21 protein-coding genes are annotated in these 26,524 nt (G+C 49.8%); 13 read left to right on the top strand and 8 right to left on the bottom strand.

Features of this window, described 5'->3' with window-relative positions:
* Positions 1–70: 70 nt before the first annotated feature.
* Positions 71–238 (bottom strand): small, acid-soluble spore protein, alpha/beta type, encoded by a 168-nt coding sequence (locus tag Psfp_RS08655; RefSeq protein ID WP_134218140.1) that lies wholly within the window; start codon positions 236–238, stop codon positions 71–73.
* A gap of 474 nt (positions 239–712) precedes the next feature.
* Here Psfp_RS08655 and Psfp_RS22495 point away from each other — a divergent pair, with 474 nt between their 5' ends.
* From Psfp_RS22495 to Psfp_RS08695, 9 genes are all read left to right on the top strand, one after another.
* A complete protein-coding gene (locus Psfp_RS22495; RefSeq protein WP_282434332.1) occupies positions 713–841 on the top strand; it encodes a hypothetical protein in 129 nt (42 codons plus the stop codon).
* Between the two features lie 199 nt (positions 842–1,040).
* Complete coding sequence (locus Psfp_RS08660; RefSeq protein WP_134218141.1) at positions 1,041–2,924, top strand: PAS domain S-box protein; 1,884 nt, start codon at positions 1,041–1,043, stop codon at positions 2,922–2,924.
* Between the two features lie 68 nt (positions 2,925–2,992).
* On the top strand, positions 2,993–8,050 hold the full coding sequence (locus Psfp_RS08665) for an AAA family ATPase (RefSeq protein ID WP_134218142.1): 5,058 nt from the start codon (positions 2,993–2,995) through the stop codon (positions 8,048–8,050).
* Positions 8,051–8,066: 16 nt separating this feature from the next.
* On the top strand, positions 8,067–9,377 hold the full coding sequence (locus tag Psfp_RS21590) for a PAS domain S-box protein (protein WP_192895337.1): 1,311 nt from the start codon (positions 8,067–8,069) through the stop codon (positions 9,375–9,377).
* Positions 9,378–9,396: 19 nt separating this feature from the next.
* The gene (locus Psfp_RS08675; RefSeq protein ID WP_205079514.1) at positions 9,397–9,771 is read left to right on the top strand and encodes an STAS domain-containing protein; all 375 of its coding nucleotides are present in this window, start codon (positions 9,397–9,399) and stop codon (positions 9,769–9,771) included.
* Between the two features lie 2 nt (positions 9,772–9,773).
* On the top strand, positions 9,774–10,187 hold the full coding sequence (locus tag Psfp_RS08680; RefSeq protein WP_134218143.1) for an anti-sigma regulatory factor: 414 nt from the start codon (positions 9,774–9,776) through the stop codon (positions 10,185–10,187).
* On the top strand, positions 10,187–11,239 hold the full coding sequence (locus Psfp_RS08685; protein WP_134218144.1) for an ATP-binding SpoIIE family protein phosphatase: 1,053 nt from the start codon (positions 10,187–10,189) through the stop codon (positions 11,237–11,239). The genes Psfp_RS08680 and Psfp_RS08685 overlap by 1 nt, the downstream gene beginning before the upstream one ends.
* Positions 11,232–12,128 (top strand): ATP-binding protein, encoded by an 897-nt coding sequence (locus Psfp_RS08690; protein WP_134218145.1) that lies wholly within the window; start codon positions 11,232–11,234, stop codon positions 12,126–12,128. Before Psfp_RS08685 ends, Psfp_RS08690 begins: the two co-directional genes overlap by 8 nt.
* Before the next feature lie 57 nt (positions 12,129–12,185).
* A complete protein-coding gene (locus Psfp_RS08695; RefSeq protein WP_134218146.1) occupies positions 12,186–14,459 on the top strand; it encodes a PAS domain S-box protein in 2,274 nt (757 codons plus the stop codon).
* Positions 14,460–14,532: 73 nt separating this feature from the next.
* On the opposite strand, the gene Psfp_RS08700 is transcribed toward Psfp_RS08695, so the two are convergent.
* The 5 genes from Psfp_RS08700 to Psfp_RS08720 form a co-directional block, all read right to left on the bottom strand.
* On the bottom strand, positions 14,533–15,408 hold the full coding sequence (locus Psfp_RS08700; protein WP_134218147.1) for a YitT family protein: 876 nt from the start codon (positions 15,406–15,408) through the stop codon (positions 14,533–14,535).
* A gap of 18 nt (positions 15,409–15,426) precedes the next feature.
* A complete protein-coding gene (locus Psfp_RS08705) occupies positions 15,427–15,750 on the bottom strand; it encodes a hypothetical protein (protein ID WP_134218148.1) in 324 nt (107 codons plus the stop codon).
* The gene (locus Psfp_RS08710) at positions 15,747–17,759 is read right to left on the bottom strand and encodes a glycoside hydrolase family 15 protein (RefSeq protein ID WP_134218149.1); all 2,013 of its coding nucleotides are present in this window, start codon (positions 17,757–17,759) and stop codon (positions 15,747–15,749) included. Before Psfp_RS08710 ends, Psfp_RS08705 begins: the two co-directional genes overlap by 4 nt.
* Positions 17,760–17,982: 223 nt before the next feature.
* On the bottom strand, positions 17,983–18,771 hold the full coding sequence (locus Psfp_RS08715; RefSeq protein WP_192895338.1) for an inositol monophosphatase family protein: 789 nt from the start codon (positions 18,769–18,771) through the stop codon (positions 17,983–17,985).
* 847 nt (positions 18,772–19,618) lie between these two features.
* Positions 19,619–20,653: a hypothetical protein gene (locus tag Psfp_RS08720; RefSeq protein WP_134218151.1), complete on the bottom strand. Its 1,035-nt coding sequence runs from the start codon at positions 20,651–20,653 to the stop codon at positions 19,619–19,621.
* A gap of 125 nt (positions 20,654–20,778) precedes the next feature.
* On the opposite strand from Psfp_RS08720, the gene Psfp_RS08725 reads away from it, so the two are divergent.
* From Psfp_RS08725 to Psfp_RS08735, 3 genes are all read left to right on the top strand, one after another.
* Complete coding sequence (locus Psfp_RS08725) at positions 20,779–22,155, top strand: ATP-binding protein (protein WP_134218152.1); 1,377 nt, start codon at positions 20,779–20,781, stop codon at positions 22,153–22,155.
* A 192-nt stretch (positions 22,156–22,347) separates the two neighbouring features.
* Entirely contained in the window at positions 22,348–22,650 is a 303-nt protein-coding gene (locus Psfp_RS08730; RefSeq protein WP_134218153.1) for a hypothetical protein, read from the top strand.
* Between the two features lie 276 nt (positions 22,651–22,926).
* Complete coding sequence (locus Psfp_RS08735; protein WP_134218154.1) at positions 22,927–23,586, top strand: spore coat protein; 660 nt, start codon at positions 22,927–22,929, stop codon at positions 23,584–23,586.
* Positions 23,587–23,697: 111 nt separating this feature from the next.
* Here the strand turns inward: Psfp_RS08735 and Psfp_RS08740 are convergent, their stop codons facing one another.
* Positions 23,698–23,895 carry a hypothetical protein gene (locus tag Psfp_RS08740; protein ID WP_134218155.1) on the bottom strand — a complete coding sequence of 66 codons (198 nt, stop codon included), beginning with the start codon at positions 23,893–23,895 and terminating at the stop codon, positions 23,698–23,700.
* A complete protein-coding gene (locus Psfp_RS08745) occupies positions 23,895–25,745 on the bottom strand; it encodes a dynamin family protein (RefSeq protein WP_134218156.1) in 1,851 nt (616 codons plus the stop codon). Before Psfp_RS08745 ends, Psfp_RS08740 begins: the two co-directional genes overlap by 1 nt.
* A gap of 164 nt (positions 25,746–25,909) precedes the next feature.
* Between Psfp_RS08745 and Psfp_RS08750 the strand changes: the two genes are divergently transcribed.
* Positions 25,910–26,524 (top strand): helix-turn-helix domain-containing protein (locus Psfp_RS08750; protein WP_192895339.1); only part of this gene is annotated, 615 nt, incomplete at its 3' end.

The raw sequence follows: 26,524 nt of genomic DNA on the forward strand, positions 1-26,524 counted from the left end.
TCTTTTACATGTATTTATTTTTAATTAAAAGGATGCCCCGGTGGGGCATCCTAATTTTGGCTATCGTTCCCTAAAAAGCTCGCTCGGCACGTTCGATGGCAAGCCGGACCAGGTTGCCACAGTTTCTGGAAGAAACTTCACCAAAGCCCTGCCTGCGCGCCACGTCGCCAACACCGAGTTCGTCGGCTAACTCGAACTTCAGCCTTTCAGACATAACTCCTCCACGCCTTCTGCTCATTTAGCCCAACCCCCTTATTCAGTTAGAACGACAGCCGTTATTATTATTTCTATTTCAATAAGGTTTAGACCTGGGAAATTTATTTAGTTGAAAGGGGTAGCGTAGAGGCTTTAATTACATAAAATGGCCGGTTTTTCAGTGAAAGTTGGGTAAAAATCGTTACTTATTGTATTAATAAATACATATTGTCAATACCTGAATTTGCTTAAAATAGGCTAATTTCCAGAAATATCATGGTGTATCAATAAAAAACTCCTTATAATAGAGATTATAGTAAGCAACTCTAATCCCTAACTAAGGAGAATAGACATTACAGGATACCGTATAGTCCATATTTAATCAAGTCCTCAAACAGTTTCCCTCCGACGATTTGGTGATAATATGTTGCAAGACTTAAAACTTTATGGTTACAAGAGCCTTTGGTTTTTATGCAACACTAGTGTAGTAGATCATAAAAAGTGGAGCCTTCTAAAGATGTCAAATTTTGTTACCGGTAATGAAATAATTTTGCTTTCGACAAGCAATGACTTTTTCTCCAAAGGGGATCTGATTGTGTTTGTCAAATGCATGATTGGTTGGAAGAACAACCTGGACCTGACATAGTTCTAGACAGCAATCTAGCCAGTCCTATCTAGTTCTTCTATGGAATTAATATTTGGATATAAACCGTAAACGGATCAATGTTAACAATACTGTAAGCTTAACATTGTAAAAAGGCGCATGTCCTGTCGGGGACAAGATTAGGGCTCAGTGATAAAACACTCCCTTTGGCTGGATAAAAAAATGAAGGAGATTGGGCAACATGCAAAACGATGAATCGAAGACCAAAGAGGAAATTCTCCAAGAATTAAAAGAATATCGCGCTATCTTTGAAATCTGCGGCTCCGGCATTGCCATAGTAGAAGAAGATGCCACTATAATTCGTGTTAATACGGAGTTTGTGACGCTCTTTGGCTATTCCAAAGAGGAAATAGAAGGCAAAAAAAAGTTGACTGAACTTTGCGTAGCGGAAGATAGAGACAAGGTCAATAATTATCACCGGCTGAGAAGAATTGATCCTGCCAGCGTACCTCGTGATTATGAGGTGCGCTTTGTCCACAAAGACGGCAGTTTTGTCGATACCTATGTTGCCACTGCTCTGATTCCGGGTACCAAAAAATCTGTTCTGGCCGCTGTTGATGTCAGCGAGCACAAGAAGGCTGCGGAGGTATTACGCAGGTCGCATGAAGAACTGGAGTTAAGAGTCAAAGAGCGGACAGCCGAACTGGAAAAACTCAACCGGGTACTGCTGGCGGAAATTGAAGAGCGCAAACGGGCCGAGGCGTCAGTAGTAAACGAACGGAAGCGGTTCAATGATGTCCTGGAGCTGTTGCCTGCTTACCTTGTACTGTTAACTCCGGATTATCATGTGCCTTTTGCCAACCGCTTCTTCCGGGAGCGCTTCGGCGAGTCTCACGGCCGGCGTTGTTTTGAGTATCTGTTTGGACGCAGCGAACCCTGCGAGATCTGCGAAACCTATGAAGTCCTGAAAACCATGACGCCGCATGAGTGGGAGTGGACCGGCCCGGATGGCCGCAATTACCATATTTTCGACTATCCTTTCACTGATGCTGACGGTTCCACCCTCATCATGGAGATGGGCATTGACATCACCGGGCACAAGAAGGCGGAAGAAGCGCTGCAAAGGGCATATGACGTTCTTGAAGCCAGGGTCGCGGAGCGGACTGCTGAATTAAATATAGAACTCACGCAACGCAGGCAGGCTGAGGAAGCATTCCGGGAGGCGAACGCTTACCTGGAAAACCTGCTCAACTATGCCAACGCCCCGATTATCGTGTGGGATTCGGATTATAAAATAATTCGTTTCAACCAGGCCTTTGAGCGCTTGACCGGGTACAGCGCTGATGAGGTTTTGGGCAAATCTTTGGAGATCCTCTTCCCCGCTGCCCAAAAGGATGAATCAATGGCCCTGATCCGCCGCACAACGTCCGGCGAGCGCTGGGAGGTCGTGGAGATCGCCATCGCCCGTGTTGACGGAATGGTGCGGACGGTGCTCTGGAATTCGGCCACCCTGTTTGCGGGGGACGGCACGACAGTAGTCGCCACCATCGCCCAGGGGCAGGATATCACCAGGCGCAAACAGGCGGAGGAAGCCTTGCTAAAGTCGCATGAAGAACTGGATGCAAGAGTCAAAGAGCGGACAGCGGAGCTGGAAAAACTCAACCAGGCGCTGCGGGCGGAAATTGAAGAGCGCAAGCGGGCCGAGGAGATTATCTCCCGCCAGGCCCAGGAAATCCTCGAGGTTTCTACTCCAGTCATACAGATATGGGAAGGCATCGTGTCCGTACCCCTGATCGGCACCCTGGACAGCGTGCGGGCGCAGCAACTGATGGAGCAGTTGCTGCAGAAGATCGTGCAAACGAGTTCATCTGTCGCCCTGCTTGACGTTACCGGCGTTCCCGCCATCGATTCGAAAACTGCCCGGCACCTGCTCGAAACCATCAGCGCGGTACGCCTGCTGGGGGCGGAGGTGGTATTGACCGGAATCCGCCCGGCGATTGCCCGGACACTCGCCCAGTTAGGCGTCGATCTGTCCAACGTGAACACCCGCTCCTCCTTTGCCGCAGGTCTGCTCTTTGCCATGACTCTATTGAAGCTGAAGGTGGTCAATCAGGCTTCCAGCTGATTACTGCATTGTCAAGAGTGAATAGGCAGTAATTAAGCGCGGGGATATGAAAGGTGATATGAAGTAATATGATTATCCCGAATTATGAGATTATAGAAAAGATCGTCGAAAGCAAAGAGGCTGTTATTTACAAAGCATATCAGAAAAAAAATGCGGAACGGCTGCTGGCGCTCAAGGTTTTGAAAACGGTCTTTTTATCCGAATATAAAATATCGCAATTCAGCCACAGAATCGAACACCTCAGGATCTTACACGATCCCCTTGTTATCACGCCCCTAGCAATTAACGTAAATGACGGAATCTGCTTTATAACACAGGACTTTTTCGACGGGGTCCCTCTCGATAACCTGACTGCAGCGCATTCCAGGGTTTCTTTAAACAGTTTTTTCACCATAGCCTGCCAGCTGGCTGAAGCTCTGAATAAAATTCACGAAGCAGGTATTGTCCACGGAGGAATGAAGCCGCACAATATACTTGTCAACCTCAGCACGCTCGATATCAGGTTGATAGACTTCATAGGCACAGTTGATGTAAGAGATGTAAGCCATTTTATTTACGACCGTTCCTTTGTAAAGGACATCCTGTCTTATACCTCGCCCGAACAAACCGGCCGCATCAACCATAGAGTGGTTTTTTCTTCGGATCTCTATTCTCTCGGGATCATATTCTATGAGATGCTGACCGGTAGTCTGCCTTTCTCTTCTGATGATCCCCTTGAATTAATCCATTCACATCTTGCTGAAGAAGCTCCTTTCGTCCATGAATTAAATCCGGATGTCCCAATCGCCTTAAGTAACATCATCGCCAAATTGATGCTTAAAGCGCCCGAGAAACGCTACCAGAGCGCAAACGGACTCCTTGCCGACCTGGTAAGATGCAGGGATGAATATGCCGCCACCGGTATGATACGCGAGTTCCCTCTGGAAAGCTGCGCTTATACCCACAGAGTTACCTTTATCTCCAAGTTGGTCGGCCGCGAGCATGAGTCTGAGATTATTCTTGAAGAATACGAACAGGTTACCAGGGGTGCATTCCGCTCACTATTCATTTCCGGGCTGTCCGGGATCGGGAAGACACGCCTGATCCAGGAACTGCAAAAGCCGATTGTAAAACACAGAGGTTATTTCACATCGGGAAAATTTGACGTGTACCAAAGGAACATCCCTTACAGCTCTTTAATCCAGGCGCTTAGAAATTTGATGCGGACTTTTCTGACGGAAAGCGACGAAAGGGTTGCGCTCTGGAAAAAAAGCATATTGAAAGCCGTGGGACAAAATGGAAAGATCCTGACAGATGTCATCCCGGAACTGGAGATCCTGATTGGCCCGCAACCGGAGGTCCAACAGCTTCCCCCGGTTGAATCGCTGAACAGGTTCAATGATCTCTTCGACCGGTTTCTGAAGTGTCTGGCGAGCGAGCAGAATCCCCTGACTCTGTTCATAGATGACCTGCAGTGGTGTGACGCTGCATCCTTTGAATTCCTGACAAATATATTCGCTAATTATAAGGACCACCCCTATCTTTTCTTTTTGGGCGCGTACCGCCATAACGAGGTGGAATCAAGCCATCCCTTAACCAAGCTCATCCGGAGCGCCAAAGAGAGCAGCCAGCCATTGAAGGAAATCCGGCTGGGGCCCTTGCAGCCGCAACATTGCCATGAAATGGTCTCATACATTCTTGACGCACCGCTTGTCCAAACAGAGACGTTATCTGATTTTATAAGCATGCTAAGCGAAGGGAACCCGCTGTTCGTCAGTGAGAGCCTGTCATATCTTCACAATGAAAGCCTTCTTTACCTTGACGGTGAGGGGCAATGGCGATGGGATATGGAAAAGATCCGTCAGTCCCGCATGCCGAACACCGTAGTCGCTCTTTTTGGCTCAAAGATCCAGAAGCTTCCGCCTGACCTGGTAAACCTCCTCGAATTCTGCTCCTGTATGGGAAATACTTTTTCACCTGCCGATATGGCAGCGCTCAGGGACACAACTCTGGTAGAGATCTTTGAGTTGTTGAAACCTGCTCTTGGACAAGGACTGCTGATGGAAAACAAGGACAAATTGCAGTTTGTCCATGACAAGGTCCAGGAAGCGACGTTGTCCGCTATTTTGACGGAAAGACGCCGCCGGATTCACTGGCAAATCGGAAATCACCTCCTCGGGACTATGCCGGAGGGCGTTCAAGACCTCGAAAAACAAGAGGACTTGTTCACAATTGTTTCCCACCTCAATATAGGAAGGGAAAGTAATCCGGATGCAAAGACGGCTTATCTTTTATCAGATCTCAACTACCATGCCGGCAACAAGGCACTGGCTTCCCTTGCCGTGGAAGCGGCAAATGAGTATTTCAAACTCAGCAGACAACTATTGCCGGTTGACTGCTGGGGGAATGATCACTACGACCGTACCTTCAGGATATTCCAGAAAGCGGCAAAGACAGAGCTTATGTGCGGTAATTATGATAATTTTGAATTTCTACTCAACCAATTGCTTGATCATGCCAAAACCGATTTGGATAAGGCCGAATGTTTGGCGGAACAAACGACTTCGCTGTCATCCGTCGGTAATTTTATCAAGGCTATTGAAACGGCCAACCGGGGCCTTGCCTATTTTGACAAGGCCATCCCGTTAAGTCCGGATAAAGCGGACAGGCGACGGTATGAGATAATGTCTGAGATTTCCGCAAAGGAGATCGACGTCTGGGAAGCCATTCTGAACATGCCTTTCGCCACAGACAGAAAAAGCAAAATTGAGCTTGCGTTTTACAGCGAGCTTATTCCTGACCTGTATATGTCCGGTCTGGTGCCGCAGCTTTATCTCTCGGCTGCGCAATCAACGCAGCATTGCCTGTCTGGCGGCATGGATGAATCCGTGATTTATTCTTTCAGTATCATGGGACTTCAGTTTGGAGAAGAGGAAGACTTTGCACAGGCATTCAAATACGAAGACCTGGCGCGGGACCTGTCTGCAAAATACCCGAACACGTTCGGCGCTACCCGCGGGATGAACGGGATCGTCTGGTGCAACATGCATTCAAGGAGTCACCCCAAAGAGATCGTTGATTATTGCCTGAAGTCGATCCAGTGCGGGAAAAACTGCGGTGACCTGTATAACGCCGGACTTTCCTACGGCCCCCTGATGTGGAACCTGCAGGTCCAGGGGGCGGATCTGTCTGCTATCGAAGCCTACGCCAAGGAATGCCTGCAGTTCTCTAACAGATATCATCTGTCTTTTTCCATAGGCCTGGCCGAAGCGGTGCTGGCCGGCTGGAGTGAACCCATGCGGAAAGGCTATTCCCTTATACCCATGGAAGAAAAACTGAGGCAATGGGAGCGGGACAACCATATCGCTGCAGCAGGCAGTTATTACGTCCACATGGCCCTGTCGCAGTATTACCTGGGAGAGCATGAAGAGGCCGAGGTATACCTTGCCGGAGTCAGGAAGTATCTGTCGGGTCTTACCGATAACGTGCTGAAGAGACAGTGGCATGTCTTCCGGGTGTTGAACTCGCTTAAGCTGTATGAAAAGGGTATAGGTTTTGCAACTGAACATGAATTAATGGCAGAAATTCAGCCGCTTATCAAGAAGACCGAAACATGGGCCGGTTTAGGGCCTTTGTTGAAGCCATACCTTGCCTTTCTTTACGCCGAACTGGAAAGGGTTACCGGCGGGTTCGAAAAGGCCAGGAGCCTTTACCTCGATGCGATAGACATTGCACATGAACAAAAGTATACGTTTCTGGAAGGCCATCTCAATGAATGCCTCGGTGAACTTCTCCTGCAGGCGGGTCATTGTTCCAAAAGGGTATTTTTTGTCGAGGCGGCACGTTTGTATAAGAAATGCCGTGCAGAGCAAAAAGAAATCAGTCTCATCGAAAAATATCCTGAGTATTTTGAGGAAGAAAAGACCTGCTACGCACATTTAGAAGTGGAATCTTCCTCCTCCCATACCCTTCCTAACCTTGACGTCAATTATCTGATGAAATCATCCATCGCTATTTCTGCCGAGATTGAGCAGGATGCCCTGCTGAAAAAGATTATGAACGTGGTCATCGAAAGTTCGGGGGCGCAGCATGGTTATCTGCTGATTGAGGAAGATGGCGCCTTGTTTATCCGTGCGGAAAGCCATGTCGCCGACAAAGAGGTGGTAAAGACATTTCATATAGAACTTGAAGAAGCCGGCGGCATCTGCAAAGCGATTGTCCGTTATGTGTATCGAACCGGAGAGAGGGTGATCCTTGACAGCGCTTTTCAGGAAGGCATGTTCAAAGACAACCCGGAGGTCCAGCAGCTGCAGCTGCGCTCAGTCCTCTGTCTTCCGGTAATCAAGCAATCAAAGATGATCGGGATCCTCTATCTGGAAAACCGTCTTTCCAATGCGGTATTTACCTCCGGCAAGACGCAAATGACGGAACTGTTGACGTCACAGGCGGCCATTTCACTTGAGAATTCCCGGTTGGTGGGGGATATGAAAAAGGCGGAGGAAGAGGTCAAAAAATCGCTAAGAGAAAAAGAGGCGCTTTTAAAGGAAGTACACCACCGTGTTAAAAACAACCTTCAGATCATTTATAGCATGCTAAATCTTCAACTGGCTAAGATCAAAGACGAGCAGGCCATCGCATCGTTCAAAGAGAGCCAGAACCGGGTTTACTCAATGGCCCTTATCCATGAAAAACTATACCAGTCCGATTCGTTGGCAAAGATCGACCTTTCCGAATACATCCGAAGCCTCACAACCAACTTGTTCCTCTCTTACGGAGTGACCCAGAGGGCCATAAAACCGAAGATACTTGTTGAAAACGTTACGCTCGGCGTTGATACGGTCGTTCCCTGCGCTTTGATCATCAATGAACTCGTCTCCAATTCGTTGAAACATGCCTTTCCCAAACTTTCCGGACCGGCTGGAGAGACAGGTGAAATATGTGTTGACCTGCGCCATGGCGCCGGCAGTAAGTTCATATTAAGCGTCAGTGACAATGGTGTCGGTTTGCCGGAAGATTTCGAGATACAGAACTGTGAATCACTGGGACTAAAATTAGTAAGCGCGCTGGTAAAACAGCTGAAGGGCGCCATGCATATCAATAAAAGCAACAGAACCGAATTTGTAATTAAGTTTAAAGCTTTAAAATGAGAAAGGAGCCCGCACAATGCATAATGCCAGGATACTTATTGTTGAGGACGAAGGTATTGAAGCCCTTGACTTACAAAATAGGCTGATTGGTCAGGGATACACCGCACCTGATATTGCAGCTACCGGTGAAGAGGCTGTCAAAAAAACAGAGGAAACAGCTCCTGATCTGGTGTTGATGGACATCATGCTGCATGGAGAAATCGACGGTGTGACGGCCGCCGAGCAGATCCAGGCCCGTTTTGATATTCCGGTAATATATATCACCGCCTTTGCGGATGAAGATACACTGCAGCGCGCCAAGATAACAGAGCCGTACGGCTATTTAGTCAAGCCTTTTAGGGAGAGAGAGCTGTACGTAACTATCGATATGGCTTTGTATAAGCATAAAATGGAAAAGAAGTTAAGAGAGCGCGAAAAATGGTTTGCCACAACGCTCAGGAGTATTGGAGACGCTGTAATTGCCACTGATAATAACGGTCTGGTAACATTTATGAATCCGATGGCCGAGAAACTAACAGGCTGGAAGTTGGAAGAAAGCCAGAATAAAAAATTGACGGAAATATTTAATATAATAAACATGTACTCGCGTAAACCCGCCGAGAACCCGGTAACAAAGATACTAGTTGAAGGCCTTACCGTAGATCTGGCAAACCATACCATATTGATAGCCAGAGATGGAACAGAAATAGCGATAGATGACAGCGCCGCACCCATCAAAGATGACAAGGGGAACATTACCGGCGTGGTCCTGGCATTCCGCGATATCACCGAGCGCAAACAGGCTGAGGAAGCCTTGCGAAAATCATATGAAGAACTGGATGCAAGAGTAAGAGAGCGGACAGCAGAGCTGGAGAAACTCAACCAGGCACTGCGGGTGGAAATTGAAGAGCGCAAGCAGGCCGAGGAGATTATCTCACGACAGACACAGGAGATTATCGAAGTTTCTACGCCGGTCATACAGATATGGGAAGGCATTGTGTCCGTACCCCTGATCGGCACCCTGGACAGTATACGGGCGCAGCAACTGATGGAGCAGTTGCTGGAGAAGATCGTGGAAACGGGGTCATCTGTCGCTTTGCTTGACGTTACCGGTGTTCCCGCCATCGATTCGAAAACAGCCCGGCACCTCCTCGAAACCATCAGCGCGGTGCGCCTGTTGGGGGCGGAGGTGGTATTGACAGGAATCCGCCCGGCGATTGCCCGGACACTCGCTCAATTAGGCGTCGATCTGTCCAATGTGAACACCCGCTCCTCCTTCTCCGCAGGGCTGCTCCATGCCTTGACCCTATTGAAGCTGCGGGTGGTTAACCAAGCTTGTGCAGACTAATATCCATTGGGGGTGTAAGATGATGACCAGTGAAAGCATCTCTGTGATAAGGATACACGACGTGTTGTTGGTAACGATGCCGCCCGATCCTGATGATACTTCTGTCACCATTCTCCAGGAAAAGGTTTTAAACGCCATGGAGCGGTATCGAGTCAAAGGCCTGGTATTGGACATTTCCGCTGTGCAGACAATGGACTCTTTTTTTGCACGGGTGGTAGCTGAAACTGCCCAAATGGTAGTCCTGATGGGTGGAAAGACGGTTATCGCCGGAATGCAGCCGAGCGTTGCTATTACAGCCACCCAGCTGGGTTTGACGCTGGGTGGCGCCTTGACGGCTTTGAATGCCGACCTTGCTTTAGATATGATTAGCGACATATTTCAACGGGGGCGATAAACATGAGCGGTGATGCTCATGGAGAAATAACTATTGATAAGGAGATCGACATTATCGTTGTACGTAAGACAGTTCGTGATGCAGCAGCTAAGTTGAACTTCGGTATCACGGACGTTACGCGTATCGTTACTGCGGCGTCTGAACTTGCACGCAACGTTTTTTTATACGCCGGCTCGGGTGTTATGAAGTGGCGTGCCCTCAATTCAAGCGTAGCGGTGGGAATGGAGTTGACCTTCATAGATCACGGCCCTGGTATCGCCGACCTGGAACAGGTGATGCATGAGGGCTATTCCACCAGCGGCGGCCTCGGACTGGGCCTCCCGGGTTCCCGTAGGCTGATGGATGAACTGGAGATCACATCCCAGGTAGGTAAAGGCACCACCGTTATCATCAAGAAGTGGCGAAGGAGATACTAATGATGCCGCTTCCATCTTGTTGTAGAGTTTCGGTCTCCCACTTGAGCGATGCGAACGAGGCGCGACGGCTGGTAAAGGCCATGGCAAGCGAGCTGGGCTTCGGTATGCGGGAAAGCGAGGAGTTTGCCATTGTCGTGAGCGAGCTGGCATCCAATCTGGTTAAGCACGCAACAAGCGGCTGGCTGACGCTGACTCCGCTTGAGGAAGGCGGTCGCTTCGGGATTAAAATAGAATCGCAAGATAACGGACCCGGGATTGCCGACGTTGAGCGGGCAATTACCGATGGCTTCTCAACTACAGGCAGTCTGGGCTATGGTTTGGGCTCGGTCAACCGGCTGATGGACGAATTCGAAATCCAGCCTGCCCCTGACGGTAAAACCGGTACCCAAATCACATGCCTGCGGTGGAGGCGTGAACCTGCCCGGAAAACGGAGCATTGCCCCCTCGCTTTCGGGGTCGCAACCCGTGCTTACCGCAATATGGAATTAAATGGAGACACCTTTGTCGTTAGACGATCGAATAAATTTGCCCTGGTTGCCTTGATTGACGGATTAGGGCACGGACAGTATGCCAAAATTGCGGCCCAGGCCGCCAGGGAATATATAGAAAACCACTACGATCAGCCGCTGGAGGCGCTTTTTCGCGGGGCGGGACGAGCCTGCCGCGCCACCCGGGGAGTGGTGATGGCCCTCGCCAGGTTTGATTGGAAAGCGGAGACTATTTCCTTAACCTTCGCCAGCGTTGGGAATATTGAGGCGAGGGTGTTTGGCAGCCCGGCCCCGATGAATTTCATCGTGCAGCGCGGGGTGGTTGGGCTTAATGCTCCCGATCCGTTTATAACTGGTAGCACATGGAGTTCAGACTATATTCTAGTATTACATACTGATGGCGTCCGGACGAAGTGGTGTTGGAATGACTTTCCGGAGCTGGCTGATTTGCCCGCTTCCCCTGCCGCCCGGCGCCTGCTGCAGGCTCTGGCTAAAGATAATGATGACGCCACTGTCATCGTGGTTAGAAAAAGCTTCACAAATCGGGTGATACCATATGACTGAGATAAAAGTAGAGACATGTTCTTTAAAGAATCAGTTGGAAGAAACGCTGCAGCGAAACCGCCTGCTTCAGGAGGAACTGGATGCAACAAACATCGGCCTGCTTGCTTTGACCATGGAGCTCGAGGAGAAGAACGAGGAAGTCCAGTCTATAACCCAACAACTCTGGCAAGTGGCTAGAATGGTAACGATGGGCGAACTGGCGGCGAGCATCGCTCACGAACTGAATAACCCGCTGGCGACCGTAAGCCTGCGGGTAGAGTCCCTGGCTAACAAGCTCCCCCCTGAGGACCCAAAGCAGAAAGCTTTGCAAATTATCTCTCAGGAAGTCGAACGTATGGGCGCTCTTGTTAAAAAACTGCTCAATTTCAGCCGCCGCGGCCAGCGAAAGGTTACCACGGTTGATGTCTGCCGGGAGATAGAGCATGCCATCGAGCTTATTTATTATCAGCTGCGCAAAAACAGGATCACCGTCAGGCGGGATTATCAGGCCGAGTTGCCGCTGATTCATGCCGACAGCCAGGAGTTGCTGCAACTTTTCCTGAACCTTTTCACCAATGCCAGCGATGCCATGCCGCAGGGTGGAACGCTGACGATCCGGGTATACGAGGGACATACGGATACTGATTGTGTTGCCATTGAGATTGCCGATACCGGTATGGGAATTCAGCCCGATGACCTGGCAAAAGTGATGGACCCCTTTTTTACTACCAAGCCAGTGGGTAAAGGCACTGGGTTGGGCTTATCTATTTGCCGGCACATTGTACGGGAACACCAAGGTTTAATTACCATTGCCAGTGAGGTCGGTAAAGGCGCCACCGTATTTATAAAGCTGCCCATGATTAAGGAAAGCGGACACACTTCTTCGCAAGGGGTGTCCCCGATAAAATAGCAAATATGCTTACTCTATTAAGGTTTCTATTTTATAGTCGCTTGGAGGTGAATTGTAATGGGCATGACAAAATTAGGCCGGGTTTTGGTTGTTGATGATGAAGTAGAACTGATGACTGTCCTTTGTGAAACTCTTAATGAAAGAGAATACGAGGCATTTGGATTTACATCCGGCGCGGATGCCTTAAAAGCTTTACAAGAACAGGATTTCGATCTCATCTTAACCGATCTGATGATGCCCGGTATGAATGGAATTGAGCTATATAGGGAAGCGCTTAAAATTGATCCCAATATGGTTGGGATTATGATGACTGGTCAGGGAACAGTCCAAACAGCAGTGGAGGCGATGAAGGTAGGGGCTTTTGATTTTGTACTAAAACCCTTTAAATTAAACACACTGTTGGCCGTGCTGCTTCGTGCCATGGAAATGAGGCGGCTGAGGAATGAAAACCTGCAGTTATGCGATTCAATGGCGATTTATGATCTTGCCATGGCTGTTTCCTCTTCCCTGGACATTAATGTAATTCTTAATAAGATTGCTGACGCTGTACTTGATCAATGTGAAGCGGATGAGATATCGATCATGCTGCCCACAAGCACAGGGGAAGAACTTTATGTGGCTGTTGCCCGGGGTGATCAGATGGAAATAAAATTGGGGCAGCGTATCCCCATCCATAAAGGGATTGCCGGATGGGTAGCATCCAATCACGAGACCCTGATCATGCAGGGAGCTATCCGCGATCCCCGTTTTGCTCCGATCAAACCCCGCCCGGAGATTAAGTCGTCTATTTCAACACCCTTGCTTGTTGGTGGAAAGTGCGTTGGGGTGTTGAACGTTAATTCAAAAAAAAGAAAATCGTATCTCTTTGGCAAGGTCAAGGCATTGAAAATTTTGGCCGGCACTGCTGCCAGCGCCCTGGAAAACGCCAGGCTTTATGGAGAATTGCAAAAGGCTGAGCAGAAGTACCGCTCCATTTTTGAAAACACCACCGAGGGGATCTTTCAGATTGCCCCTGATGGGCGTTATCTATTCGTTAATCCATCGATGGCGCGTATCCGGGGATATAATCAACCTGAAGAGATGCTTTCGCTTAAGTCAGGTCTGAATTACGAAAGTTTTTTGGGAAGCGAATCAGAAAGGCAAGGCATAGAGCGCCAAATACGCCGCCAGGATGGCGCCGTGATTTGGGTCTCAGAAAATGTCCGGGTTGTGCGTGATGATCAGGGCGATATGCTATACTTTGAAGGCACTATGGAAGACATTACAAAACGCAAAGAGGCCGAAGAAGCGCTGCGGGAGAGCGAGGCGCGATATCGCCGGATCGTAGAAACAGCCGCTGAAGGAATTTGGGTTATAGATAGGAACTGCAGGACGACTTTTATCAACAAAAAGATGGCAGAGATGCTGGGCTGCGCTGTCGAGGAAATGGTTGGAAAGTCTCTGTATGATTTCATCGATAATGAATGGGCTGCAAAAGTCGAGAGTAATATAAAGTTACACCAACAAGGAATTTCAAAGCAATATGAATTCAAGTTCCGCCGCACAGACGGAAAGGAATTATGGGCAATTATATCAATCAATCCCTTTTTTGAACTAAACGGACAATACTCCGGGGCACTGGCAATGGTTACCGATATCACTGAACGCAAGCAGCTTGAAAAAGAAATGGCGCGACTCGACCGGCTGGACCTTATAGGTGAAATGGCGGCCGGGATAGGCCACGAAATCAGGAACCCGATGACTGCTGTCCGTGGTTTTTTGCAGTTGCTGAAAGGGAAAAAGGAGTTTGTCAAACACGGGGAGTACTTCAACCTGATGATCTCAGAGCTTGACAGGGCTAATACCATAATAACCGAGTTTCTATCTTTAGCAAAAAACAAGGCTGTACAATTGAAACCGTCAAATCTAAACACCATCCTTGAATCCATGCTTCCCTTAATCGAGGCGGACGCCTTAGTGACTGACAAATATATCAATTTGGAAACACAGGAACTGCCGGAACTATTGCTGGATGAGAAAGAGATTCGCCAGCTTATTTTGAACCTTGCCCGGAATGGGCTGGAGTCCATGTCCCCCGGTGGGAAGATGAATTTAAGGACATTTGTGGAAGGCGAAGAGGTAGTTTTATCCGTGCAAGATCAGGGGAAAGGTATTGAACCCGGCATCATCGAAAAGATTGGCACTCCTTTTTATACGACCAAAGAAAATGGCACAGGATTAGGGCTGGCAGTATGTTATAAGGTTGCTGACAGGCACAACGCCAAGATAGATTTTGAAACAGGTCAAGCAGGCACTACATTTTTTGTCCGTTTTAAAACAAGCAAAAATTAAAACAAGCAAAAAACGGACTATTAACCACTAAGCCCGAAGATCATCTAGTATTGAAACTGGAGGATTAGCCGGATTATTTTTTGATCGTGAAACCCCGCCCCATGACTTCACTGGCGTCGGATATATAAACAAAGGCGTTGGGGTCGGATTCCGCCACAATTTTTTTCAACTTGGCCAACTCAAACCTGTTGACCACACAGTTGACAATGGTCTTTTCCTCCTGGGTAAAGGCTCCTTTACCGGAAAAATAGGTGACTCCGCGGTGCATCTCGTTAATTATTCTGCTGCCGATTTGCATGGAATGGTTGGACACAATTATTGCCGACTTGCTGGTGTTGAGTCCGGAGATAACGGCATCAGTCACCTTTGACGCTACAAACATGGAAATAATAGTGTAAAGCCCGATGTTGAGAGGGAAAAAAACTAATGACACTGCAATTACCAGCAAGTTGGCCAAAAAACCAACTTCGCCGATCCCCATGTTTTTTCTTTTACGCAGAATGACAGCAATGATGTCGGTTCCTCCGGTGCTGCCGTGGCCCCGGAGCACCAATCCCAACCCGGCGCCGCTCAGCGACCCGCCAAAAACCGCAGCTAAAATCAGGTCAATCTGCGGGGGCCGCGCCAGAGCTTGGGTTGCCGGCTGGAAGAAGGCCAGTGCCAGAGTGCCGGTAAGGCTGTATAGCAGGAAGTGCCGGTTAATTTCTTTAAAGCCCCACCAAAAAATGGGAATATTTAATATGATGATGGTGAGGTAAACCGGTATTTTCAACAGGTAAAAGAACACCAGCGCCAGCCCCGTCACGCCCCCCGCCAGAAAGTTGTTGGGGATTAAAAAGAAGTTGAGGCTCAGCGCTGTCAGCAGGGTTCCGGTAATGATTAACAGCAGATCAAGCAGATCTTCCCTGGCTTTGCGCGATTGAAAATATGCTTTGAGTTTACGGCGCATATTGTTGCTCCAAATTTATCAGTATTGTTTTTCAGGCTGGCGCCTTTGGTTGATGTATTGTACCGCCGCCTGAGCAATTTCCCTTTTGATGTTTTTCAGTACTTCCTCCGGGAGCGGACTGCCGTCTGTCTTTTTAATCCAGGCGGGTATGGCGAAATCGTTATGAGCGGCTTCTCTCTGGTACTGGACTACTCCATCACCAATAAAACTGCCGTCTTCAAAAAGCTGGTAACGTACGATGTAGCTTGGATCAAGTGACAGTTTCCGGTCTATTTCTGTTTTTACCTCAATATGAACAGGATTTACCCGCTGATCCGGCCGATGGTTCTTCATGCTGTTCAAGCCTGTACATCCCCTTTTTGGATTATACTTAGTGTCCCCTGCAGCGCCAAATGAGCCAGTATAAACATGGCGTGCGCCCAGCTCAAAGGCATTACCCAGGCTGGTCCGCCATGGTTTTTATCCACCTGCTCCGGGAGCAGCTGGTGCTGGTTGGCATGTTTATAGGCCCATTCGTAGAGGGCTCCGGCGTGTTTGATGTTCCCGGTCATACAGTGGTAGATGGCCAACCAGAGGGTGGTGAGCAGCCAGGGATTGCTGTCCCGGTAACCGTCCCATTCATAGCGGTGCAGACCGCCCACGTGATGGTTCCAAAGCAGCTCTTCCAGCGAGCGGGCTGTCGCTTGCATCCTCTCATCAAGCGGGTCCAGTAACGCAAAGGGAAAAGCCAAACCCAGAAGAGCCGCATCGGCGCGACCGTCCTCCCCGACCCAAAAAGTCTCGTACAGGCCGGTGGCGTCCCTGCCGCTGAAGGCGCGGCCGCCTTTGCGCCGGGCGTCCTCGAAGGACCCCCGGTCTGTCCTGCGGTTTATCCCCCGTATGAAGCGATTGTAATGGGGGGACCACAGGCGCTTGAGGATGCCCTCCTTGACCTTGGCTGCGGCTTGCCCCCAGCGCTCCATTTCTACCAGCCGGTTTTTAATTCCGGCCAACTCCGAAGCGGCTCTCAACCCGGCATAAACTGACGCAGCCGAATATGTGGCCTGGGCGTGCAGGTCCTCCCAGAGATCATAGCTGGGCGCCGGCAGGCCGTTTTCCTCCAGGTTCCCGGACAGATAAGCCGCCCCGGCAGTCAATGAGGGCCATACCTCTTCGAGAAAGCAGCCGTCGCGGGTCAGCCCGTAGTGGTGCCGGTAACCCCACAAAACGGACCCCACCTGGTCGATTTGTTTGCCCCAGGTAGGAGCCGCACTGCCGTCTGTGAAATAACGCTGCTGCCAGCTGCCGTCTTTTTCCTGCACAGAAGAGGCGAAGTGATAAAACTGTCCCGCCAGATCGTGATATCCCGCCTCGTCCATGGCCGCCGCAATATAAACCGAATCCCTCGGCCAGCAGTAGCCGTAGCCGCCGCTGGCCAGGTAGTAGGGGTCGAATTCCGGGGCAGCGATGGAAGCGCCGGTCTCTTTCGAGGTCAGCAGCTTGATCGCCAGCAGCGACCTTTTATAGGTAGGGTAACCGGCATAGATCCCGCAGGGCTGCATCCTCGGGCCCAACCAACCCTGCCAGTAGCTTACGGTATTATCCAGCCACTCGTTGCCTGGTTTCGCAGTTGCTGCTGTCAGGTGCTCCATGACTGAGTCTTTGCCGTGTCCTGCCGCCAGGTAAAGGGAAAAGGTTTTGGACTGTCCTTGCTGCAAGTCCCCCAAATCCCAGGCCAGACTTCCCGAACTTTCCCGGATATTATCGCTATTCCCCCATAGCAGTCCCCTGGAGGCGTCCTGGTAAGGATCCGAGCCTGTGCCTCGCCTGCCCAGGTGGTATCCGGCCAGGGGATAACCGGCGCCGGCTAATGCCATGTATATATTTCTCCGGTAAAATATCAAGGAGTTATTAGAAGGTTCAAAGTAAGCGCTGTCATAAAGAGGCGACTCCTCTATTTCAAAATTGCAGTAGAGGAGAAATGACACCTTCTCAGATTTTTCCCCATCATTTCTGATTTCATAAAACCTGACCAGGATATCGCGGTCGGGCAGGACGAAATCCCGCTGGATAACTTTGATATAATGGGATACGCTGGACAGGGTTGTTTCCAGAACGTTAGTGTTTTCCAGGTAGCGTTGCGTAGAATCCCATACGTTTAAATGAAACCACCTGGTAAAACTCTCCCCTTCCGTTGCGGCCATCCTCAGGCCGGGCCAAAAGCGGCCCAGATGCTGGGCATATTCGATGTGGGGCCAGAAAAGCTTGAAGATCTCCCCGTTTTTACGTACGGAGGCCAGCATGCTTGAATTACCTATGATAGCCTCAGGCATTTCAGGCTGGAACCTGGTTGAAATATTTTCCACCACCATTTTCACTGTAATCTTAAAATGAACGCGGAGCGCTTCCCCCCCAAAAAAATTGGGGCCGAATTAAATGTCAAAGGTCATTGTTAACTGGTTCTCGAAAAGCCTTTGGGGTAGTGGGCTTGGGGTTATCCTCCGCTCTCTTCACTCGCACCTTTAGTATGCGCTTTTCAACAAACTTAATTTATCGGATTTTTATGTCAATCTGCTAGGGTTAGCGGGTACCCGGTTATGATAGCGACTGTAGAAGCTCATTGTGGATCAAGCCGTTGGAAGCTGCGATGGAAAGATACCTGCGGAGCGCCAGGGGATTACCGGACAGGTCCGTTACCCTTCCCCCGGCTTCCTCTACCAGCAGAGAACCGGCGGCTACATCCCAGGGCATTAAAGTATTTTCCCAGAAACCGGTCAGGCGGCCGCAGGAAATATAGGCCAGTTCAAGGGCGGCTGACCCCAGAGCGCGCAGGTTGCTGCAACTGGCGATGACTCTCTGGTAGTTGATCCCCGCCAGCCGCTCACCATAGTTTTTATCCGATGGGTAGCCGGTGACCAGCAGGGCGTCACTTAAATTTTTTCGTGTCTCATCCACCCGTACCGGTCTGCCGTTTAGAAAAGTCCCCCTGCCTGATTCGGCGGTGAAGAGCTCGCTGCGCAACGGGTCGTAGACCACCCCAACTGTCAGCCTTCCCAGGCAGCTCAGGCCTATTGACACACAGAAAAAAGGAACACTGTAAACAAAATTAGTGGTCCCGTCCAGCGGGTCCACATACCAGGTGCAGCCTTCACCCTGCTCCCGGTCTCCCTTGTCATTTTCTTCGCCGATGACGGTATGTGACGGAAATTTTGCCCGCAGGCCTGTTGTAATCAGGTCTTCAACCTGACGGTCGACCTCTGTGACCAGGTCGGACGGTCCGGACTTGCAACCCCTCCCAAAATTACCCCCGTAACGTTCCCTGATGATATCCCCGGCCTGTTGTGCCAGTGTGACGGCAGTTTCGAGATAAACAGTGTTTTCCATGGTTGCTCCTTCTATTTTTGTGTTATCCCCTGAAAATAAGTGTTCAGCATACGAAGCGATACCCAACAAATGTGGGTGCGAATTCATTATGAAAATAGTTTTGCAGCCCAATATAAATTTGAGTGTATCGCAAGGGTAAAAGTCATTGTTCACTGGTTCTCGAAAAGCCTTTGGGGTAGTGTGCTTGGGGTTATCCTCCGCTCTCTTCGCAATTCTCCATTTGTATGATAAGTACATCATATCCACCGCATCTACAGACAACCATCCGGTAGCTACGCGCTATTTAAGCTTTACTGCAAGCAACGCACCCAGGCGCAGGCTTATACTGCATCTCTTACCGGTCAGTCGTAGGGCGTAGGCTTATACTGACTTGTATCTGGGTCAGNCGTAGGGTGTAAGGTTATTAAAAAAGGTAGGGGAATGATCCCCTGCTAATATTTTTACGCCTTACGCCTATTTTTAGCCCCAAGCCCGCAAGTCAAGCCTTTTCGAGCAATATTCTTGAGACAGGTGAGGCAAATGGCGTGAAATATGTCTCCCCATTGTAACTCTCCATTGTACATTTTCATTGGTATTATGTGATTAAAACCAAGGTTGGTTCATTCGAACATGGCCCCAGAGGAATGCAGTATACAAAGGGCTTAGTAGATTTCCCTTAAACTGCTTAACAGTTTTGTGTGATTAAATCGCATTTCATCTTCTGATGGTGCTGCGACAAGCGTCATAGGCAACTGCCCTTAAAAAACAGTGCTTGGGTTATAAAAAAATGAAACCAGCATTTTCATTATAGTAACATATTTCCCATAAGAAATTTTACCAAAAGTATAAATGGTTTATCAGTTAAAGCCTAGTTCCCAGCAAACAGCCACTCGCCGCTTCTTTGCAGCAGCCTGGCGCAGGTCAGCACAAAAAAGGCGGCTTCAGCGCAGAACCAGTTGCCGGATTTGGTGGCGATATACTCCTCACGGACATAGCGAAGTTTTTCGTAAGCCCTTTTATAGTCGCCGTGCAGGGAGGCGCAGTAGCCCAGGATCACCCAGGGATAATCAGGGGGCTTGATTGTTAACCAGTCCGGGTGGTTGCTGTTGAACAATTCGTACAAATTGGTTCCCCGATCCGAACCCGGTTCAATTAAGCCGTACAGCGCCGGAAAGAGCTGGCAGGTGGCGTCGGGGTAGAATTTTTTTAAATTGACTCCCGGCCGCAGCCACCAGCTGGTTTTACTCGGATAGTAGCAGGTCTTCCGTGCATCCCACAAAGACTTTTCGATACCCGTGGCGACAGCTTTGGCCCTGGCATCAAAAAATGAAGCTTCCCGGTCGCCGAGGTAGTCCAAAAGCCCGGCGAAATCAGCCAACCCCCTGTACACCTCGCAGTTGTCCATCAGGTATTTGACCCGGTACTTGGCCAGAGCAAAGGTCAGGCCGTCCCGGTCAGTCAGGTTGACGATGCAGTTGGCCACTTTTTTCAGGGCCGGTAGGTTTTTTCTCACCCAATTGGTCTTACGGGTACGTTCGTGGTAAGTCGCCACCAGGGAGAGATAGGAGCCGGCGTAAGCGTCCTCGGAATCCGGGCTGGCCTTTTTGGCATTTAAATCTTCGTCATAGTGGTAGTCCTTGATCGTACCGTCATCTTCCAGGTTGGCCAGGTACCAGTTGAGGTAGCGTTCTACCAGTAGGTGGGCGTTAACGTCCTCCAGCAGGGCCATAGCTGCAAAATTGGCAAAATAGGGCATCACCCAACCCTGGTCCGGGTACCTGCCGATAGCTCCGTCGGCGCTGCTGCCGGGGCTCAAAATCTGGCAGCTTTTCAGCCAAGCTACCTGGGACGCCATGTTGTTTTTGAGCGCCCGGATAATTTCCGACATATTACTGTAAGACATCTTTAGACACTCCATGAAGTAATTTTATTACATAGTATGGGTTGGATAATATTTTAGTTTCGGCAACGCGAAGGAAAGTGAGAAATGGTTGCAGAATATTCTTCCCCGGAGGGAAAAATAAAGATATGTTGAATAGACAAATACTCACTCAATTTTCGCATGCCCTGCATGCGGCAAAAGGCCTGACTCTATACCGGGGTATTATGGAAGACCCGGTCTGCCGGGCCATGGTAGTTTTCCTTGAAAAGGTGACCGGCCAGGCCCCGATGGAACAAATCCTGGACACTTACGGTGAGATATTTCGCCTGCTGTCTGCAAAAGCCGTCTTAGCGGGGGAGAAGCCTGTCGGAGATGCCTGGCAGGACCACTTGCTTAACCTGATCTTGTACCAGGACAACCCTTTTAGTGAAGCAGCGGCTTCAGTTCCTTACGGGCAACTGGGCCGTTCCCTCAAACAGGCAGCGGCGTGGGATCTCAACAAGCTGCAGGTTTTACACAGGGTTGAAGCCGGAGCTGCTCTAGCGTCACTATTAAAGATGGAGGAAGAATCCTTAGCCGGCCAATTGCCGGTGTGGGATGCCCTCCATATCCCTTTTGGCAGCGAAACAGGCAGGGACGGCAGGCCAAAAGCAAGGGAATTGAAAGAACTGCTTAGCGGAAGGGGTAACTGGAGCGCTTGTCTCGAAGCTCTGGCGGACTATTACAGTTGCGCAGGGTCAGGTATTTTCGGCAGGTATGGGGCATTTCGTTGGGTAAGCCGCTATGAACACCTGGAAGGTATTGATGAGCCCGATCCGGTGCGGCTGGAGAAACTGATTGGGTACCGGTCTCAGCGTCAGGAAGTGGTGGATAACACCGAAAAATTTCTTGCAGGACTTCCGGCGAATAATATTTTACTTTACGGCGATCGTGGTACCGGTAAATCTTCCACGGTAAAGGCTTTGCTGAACCGTTACCAGGCAAGGGGCCTTCGTCTCATTGAGGTTCCCAAAAGCGCCCTGGGCGATTACCCGTTAATCATAAGAAAACTTAGAGGGAAGCCCCAGCGCTTCATCCTTTTCGTTGACGACCTTTCTTTTGAGGATTCAGAGGTCGAATACAAGGAGCTTAAAGCGGTTTTGGAAGGCGGGCTGGAGGTACGCCCGGCCAACGTACTGATTTACGCTACCTCCAACAGAAGACACCTGGTCAGGGAACATTTTTCCGACCGTGGACCAGCCGGTGACGGGGATGGAGATCTCCGAACAGGGGATACTGTGCAGGAGAAACTTTCCCTCGCAGACAGGTTTGGCATCACGGTTCTTTTTGTCATGCCCGACCGCTCACTCTACCTCGATATTGTACGGGGATTGGCTGAACAAAGGGGTATTGATATACCCGGCTCTGAACTCGAGAAAAAAGCTCTGCTCTGGGAGACCTGGCACAACGGGCGTTCCGGCCGTACCGCCAGGCAGTTCATCGATGATCTCAGTGGTGAGCTTGGTAGACAAAAAAAACAATAAGTTTTTCATAAATACATCAATAAGTTTTTTCTAAGAAAAGGGAATTGGTATCATGTTGCTGAATAAGATTAAACAGTACAAGTAATACTAAAAGTCTTCAAGCAATACACTTATACCAGCAATCTGCCAGAGATGGCGCCTGTCGCCGGAGTGGCAAGCCCATGTAAAAATATCATACAAGGGGGAATTCTAATGAACAGTCCTCGCTTTCTGTTAATCCTGTTTGCATTGGCCTTTCTTGCCATGCAGACCATAAGCTTCATGTCAACTTTGACCAAACATGAGGACAGGGTGGTTAAACTTGAAAAGCAGGCCGTTCAGTTTGAAACCAAGGGCACTTACATCGACCTGAAGATGAACCCGGCTGTGGAATTAAAGAAGGAAGAAGACAGGTTTAAAGCTGAAACTGTGAATTATGTCATCAAAGTGCTTGTTATTTCAGGGGCAACGGTTTTTGTCCTTGTCTTGATGAAACGGGTGCAAGAAAGCGGCTGATTTCAACCTTACAGAATTATAGATGACTCTAAGATTGAATGCTGAAAGCAGTAATTCACTCGCACAAAGGCACCAGAGGAAATGCAGTATGTTCCTACGTCCTACGCCTAACGGCTTACGACCACTTGCAGGGGTAGACGTACTATAGGCGCCAATAAAATTCACACCAATATAACCCTTCGAGACAGGGGTTATTTTTATTATTTTAGGTATAAATTTCTTAGGTCAATGCAGAATAATAATCATGATCTAAATTATTTTTAAGGGAGGTTCGACATGAAATTCGGAACACATGAAGCTATGGAGGTCCATGAGGTATTAAGCGAGAATACCTGTATGATTGACCATTACGCCATGTACCTGAACCAGTGCCAGGATCCTGAATTACGGAGGGTCTTGGAACGCCAGCAACGCCACATGGTTGATACGTATAATACCATGGTAAACGTAATGCAGGGACAGGGTATTGATGTATCCGGGGCTCCCCGCATTACCATGGGTTCAACAACCAGAATGGCAGGGGAAAACCAGCCTGATTATGGTATGCAGCAGGCTGCGCCGGTAATGCCCAAGCCGGAAGCCAAAACCCTGAGTGACCGTGCCATCTCCATGGGCGCCCTGGTATTTCACAAATGCGGAGCTATACGCAGCACCAGCGCCGCCCTGGAGTGCGCCAACCCGAACCTGCGCAACATGCTCGCTACAGCGGCCCGCTCCTGTATGGAGATGTCCTATGAAATCTTCCAGTACATGAATCAAAAAGGTTGGTACCCGGTGCCTGCGATGCCGGAGAGTGTGATGAACCAGATGCAGCAGACCTACCAGCCAACTATGGTGGGGCAGGGAGGACAGACCGGTTACGGGGTGCAGATGAGTCCTGGGGGGCAGACAGGAAAGGCCGGCCAAATGGGTCAGATCAATCCATACGGGCACTGATATCGAGTCCTGCATGAAATAGGCCCCACTTTCTGTGGGGCCGCACCTTTTTTTGCTGGTTTTATTTTAGTTCCACATGCCGCTAGCGCGGCGCTGGCAGAGAATGAAAACTTAGCGATGCCACATCCACATTTGTTGGGCTAAAAACATTAGCGCTGCCGCCACCAGGGAAACACAAGCGAGTAATCTGGTGCGGCGGCCATGTTTTGCAGCCAGCAGGGCAACCTTTTCTTCCAGATCAGTTACCCGTGCGCTTAAGTCCCTAATTTCACAGTTAACGAGTTCCACCCGGTCCTCGGCCGGTTCCACTAATTTCTTCTGGATGGAAGTATATGCTTGCCGTTAAAAAAAACGAGGTACGCGTCACTTTGACGGATCAGGCCGGAGGCCTTTGGGTAATGGTATTTTTGAATCCAGTCGAGACCCGGCGTGTCAAGGAAATCCGCAAGCCTCAAAAACTCCGAGGGGTGCTCAACCACCACCTGCTCAATACGAAAGGCGTTCTCCGGGCCCAAGACCTTCCTGAACTGCTCCCGGCCGGATCGTTCGGAAAGATTGAACTCAGAAGACCAGGCCTCCTTAAAGGTGACCCTGACCTGGTCCAGGAAGGGGTTTCGCTTATTTGCCTTCTGGGAAATCAACCTGAATACGCCCGGTATCCTGCTGCTGTTGGCTGCCGTCCTGGCGAAAGCCCCGGCCGCAAAATGTTCTTTCACCCGCTGTATCCGCTTAAGGACCTCCTGCCTGTCAAGGAGCCGGAAGAAGCCTCCGTCTGCGCACTCGACTGAAGCTACAGCGTCGTTGCCGGGAGCAAGCCATCTCTCCAGCGCCTGTAGCTGTTCCCTGTAGATCCCGACCTTCTCACCCACCTGTTCGCAACTATTCAGGGTGATTTGCAGAGGAAAGTGGACGGTGGCTTTTTTTTCAGGGCCGTAAGTTATCCTGGTAACTGCTGTGGTTGTAGGCCCGTCCGCAGCGGGAAGGATGTCTTCCTTCAGCAGGGCGTTAAAAAAGGTTGTTTTCCCGGTGGAAAAACCGCCCCAGGCCGCCGCCGAAAAACGCTTCGACTGGATTTCACGGGCTATTATTTCAACCGCAGGCAGGTCTATTAACCCTTCAGTAGTTTTTTGAGCCAGTAAATCAGCAGTCAAGGCCAGCAGCCTTTTTTTGTTTTCCTTCATACTGGTTGTTTTGGGGCGGTAGATGTGTCCTTCGGGTTTTTTGTGCCCGGCGCCCAGGTTCTCGAGATTGGCAGTTTTCAAGGTATGCTCAAGCTCACCTGCGACTGCGGGGAGAGACTGCAGCAGTTTTCCGGTTTCAAGGATAACCCGTGAGGTTTCCTTAACTCTCCAGAATTCTGAGAGAAAAGCTGTCTCTTCCTTAATCTTGACGACTTTTGAAATACGCCCCGGCAGTTCATGATCCAGCTTCTTCAGGCGTCCGTATGCCCGCCGGCAGGTATCCCGGGCCAGTTCCACCTGTAAAAACAGGTTGACGGCCTCAATACTGGCGTGGTCATGCGTGTTGATGGTGTAACATCTGACCGAGCTCAGAAAAATCTCCCGCAGTATGGTCCGGGTTGTCTCTAAAGACGAACCGTCGCATAAGCCGTGGTTGCAGTTCAACCAGAAGGAGAGCTTGTTTATGTCCTTCTTTTTCCAAATATCAGCCAGCTTGTACAAGAACAGGCGGTTAAAATCCTCCATACCGCGCTGGTGAAAAAGGTAGATAACCTGGTCGGCCTCTATCGCCGCCTGTTCAGCGAGAAGCCCGGCGCCACGTGCTCCGTCAATGCCGGGAGTATCAAGCAGGCGGCATTTTTTTAAAAGCGGAGAGATATGCTCTATGGTAACCCTGCCTGCGGGAGTTTTTAACCCGCTCCCCAGGAAAGAGCGAAGCTGGTCCATATTTTGAAAAGGCAAGTTTTGCTTGACTCCGGTATAACTGGCCCTAAAGGTATGACCGTAGTCAAGGGCTACCAGACAATTGGTGGTCGGGACAACTCCCACCGGGCTGACCTCCGCTCCCAGCAGGCCGTTAACAAGGGTGGATTTGCCGGAATTGAATGACCCGAGGACTGCGACGCAAGGCTTTGCAGTCTGGTCCAGCAGCTCATATAAATCCTCCACCCCCCGGATAAACCGGTTCACCTGACCCATGAACGACCAACCTCCCCTGTCAAAGCCAGGTATTTATTGCTTATGTTTCTATATATTAACGTTGCAGGGCTTTTATGCCCGGCATAATTACTTATAATTACGCTCTTGCGAGTGATAAAATAAACGTAGCAGGGGTTGTCAAAGAAAAAAGGGGTATGACTATAATGGAGCCTGGCTCAGAAAATTATTTAACTACAGCGCAGGCGGCTGATCTCCTAAACATAACGCCAGCTGCGGTGCGCCGTTTGGTCCGCGAGGGGCTTCTCGAAGTCAAACATACGAGGCGCTATAAGTTTGGGGCGGACCAGTCTTTTGACCGCGCAGCGGTGGAAAAGCTGCTGCCCAGGATCCCTGAGTTTAAGAGAAAGTGGCATGCTGAGGAGGACCTTCGCCTGGGCGCCAAAAAGGCTGCCTTCAAACGCCTGGAAGACCAGAAAAAAACCCGCGCCTACCAGAGTTTCAAGGAACGTTTTCTGCTTTCACTGGACGACTACCCGGAAAGAGTGGCTTTGCTGCTCAGGACCTCGTTCTTTTTGTACCACCTGAACCACTATGCCAAGGGTGGAGAAGAATACCTGTATGACTTAAAAGAAGAGACCCTGAAGAAGATGAGCGAGAAATTCACTTCCCTGGAGGGTCTGGAGGTTATCCTGGTGGAGGGCGGGGAAAAAATATATTTATGTGAAACGTGCCGGTTGAAGGCCCGGTCTATGGGGCTGGACTATGTCAAGTATAAAAGTGTGCAGGGCGGGTGCCCCCGTTGCAGAAAAGAAAGCGAT

The organism is Pelotomaculum sp. FP, from assembly GCF_004369245.1.
GTDB lineage: Bacteria > Bacillota > Desulfotomaculia > Desulfotomaculales > Pelotomaculaceae > Pelotomaculum_C > Pelotomaculum_C schinkii.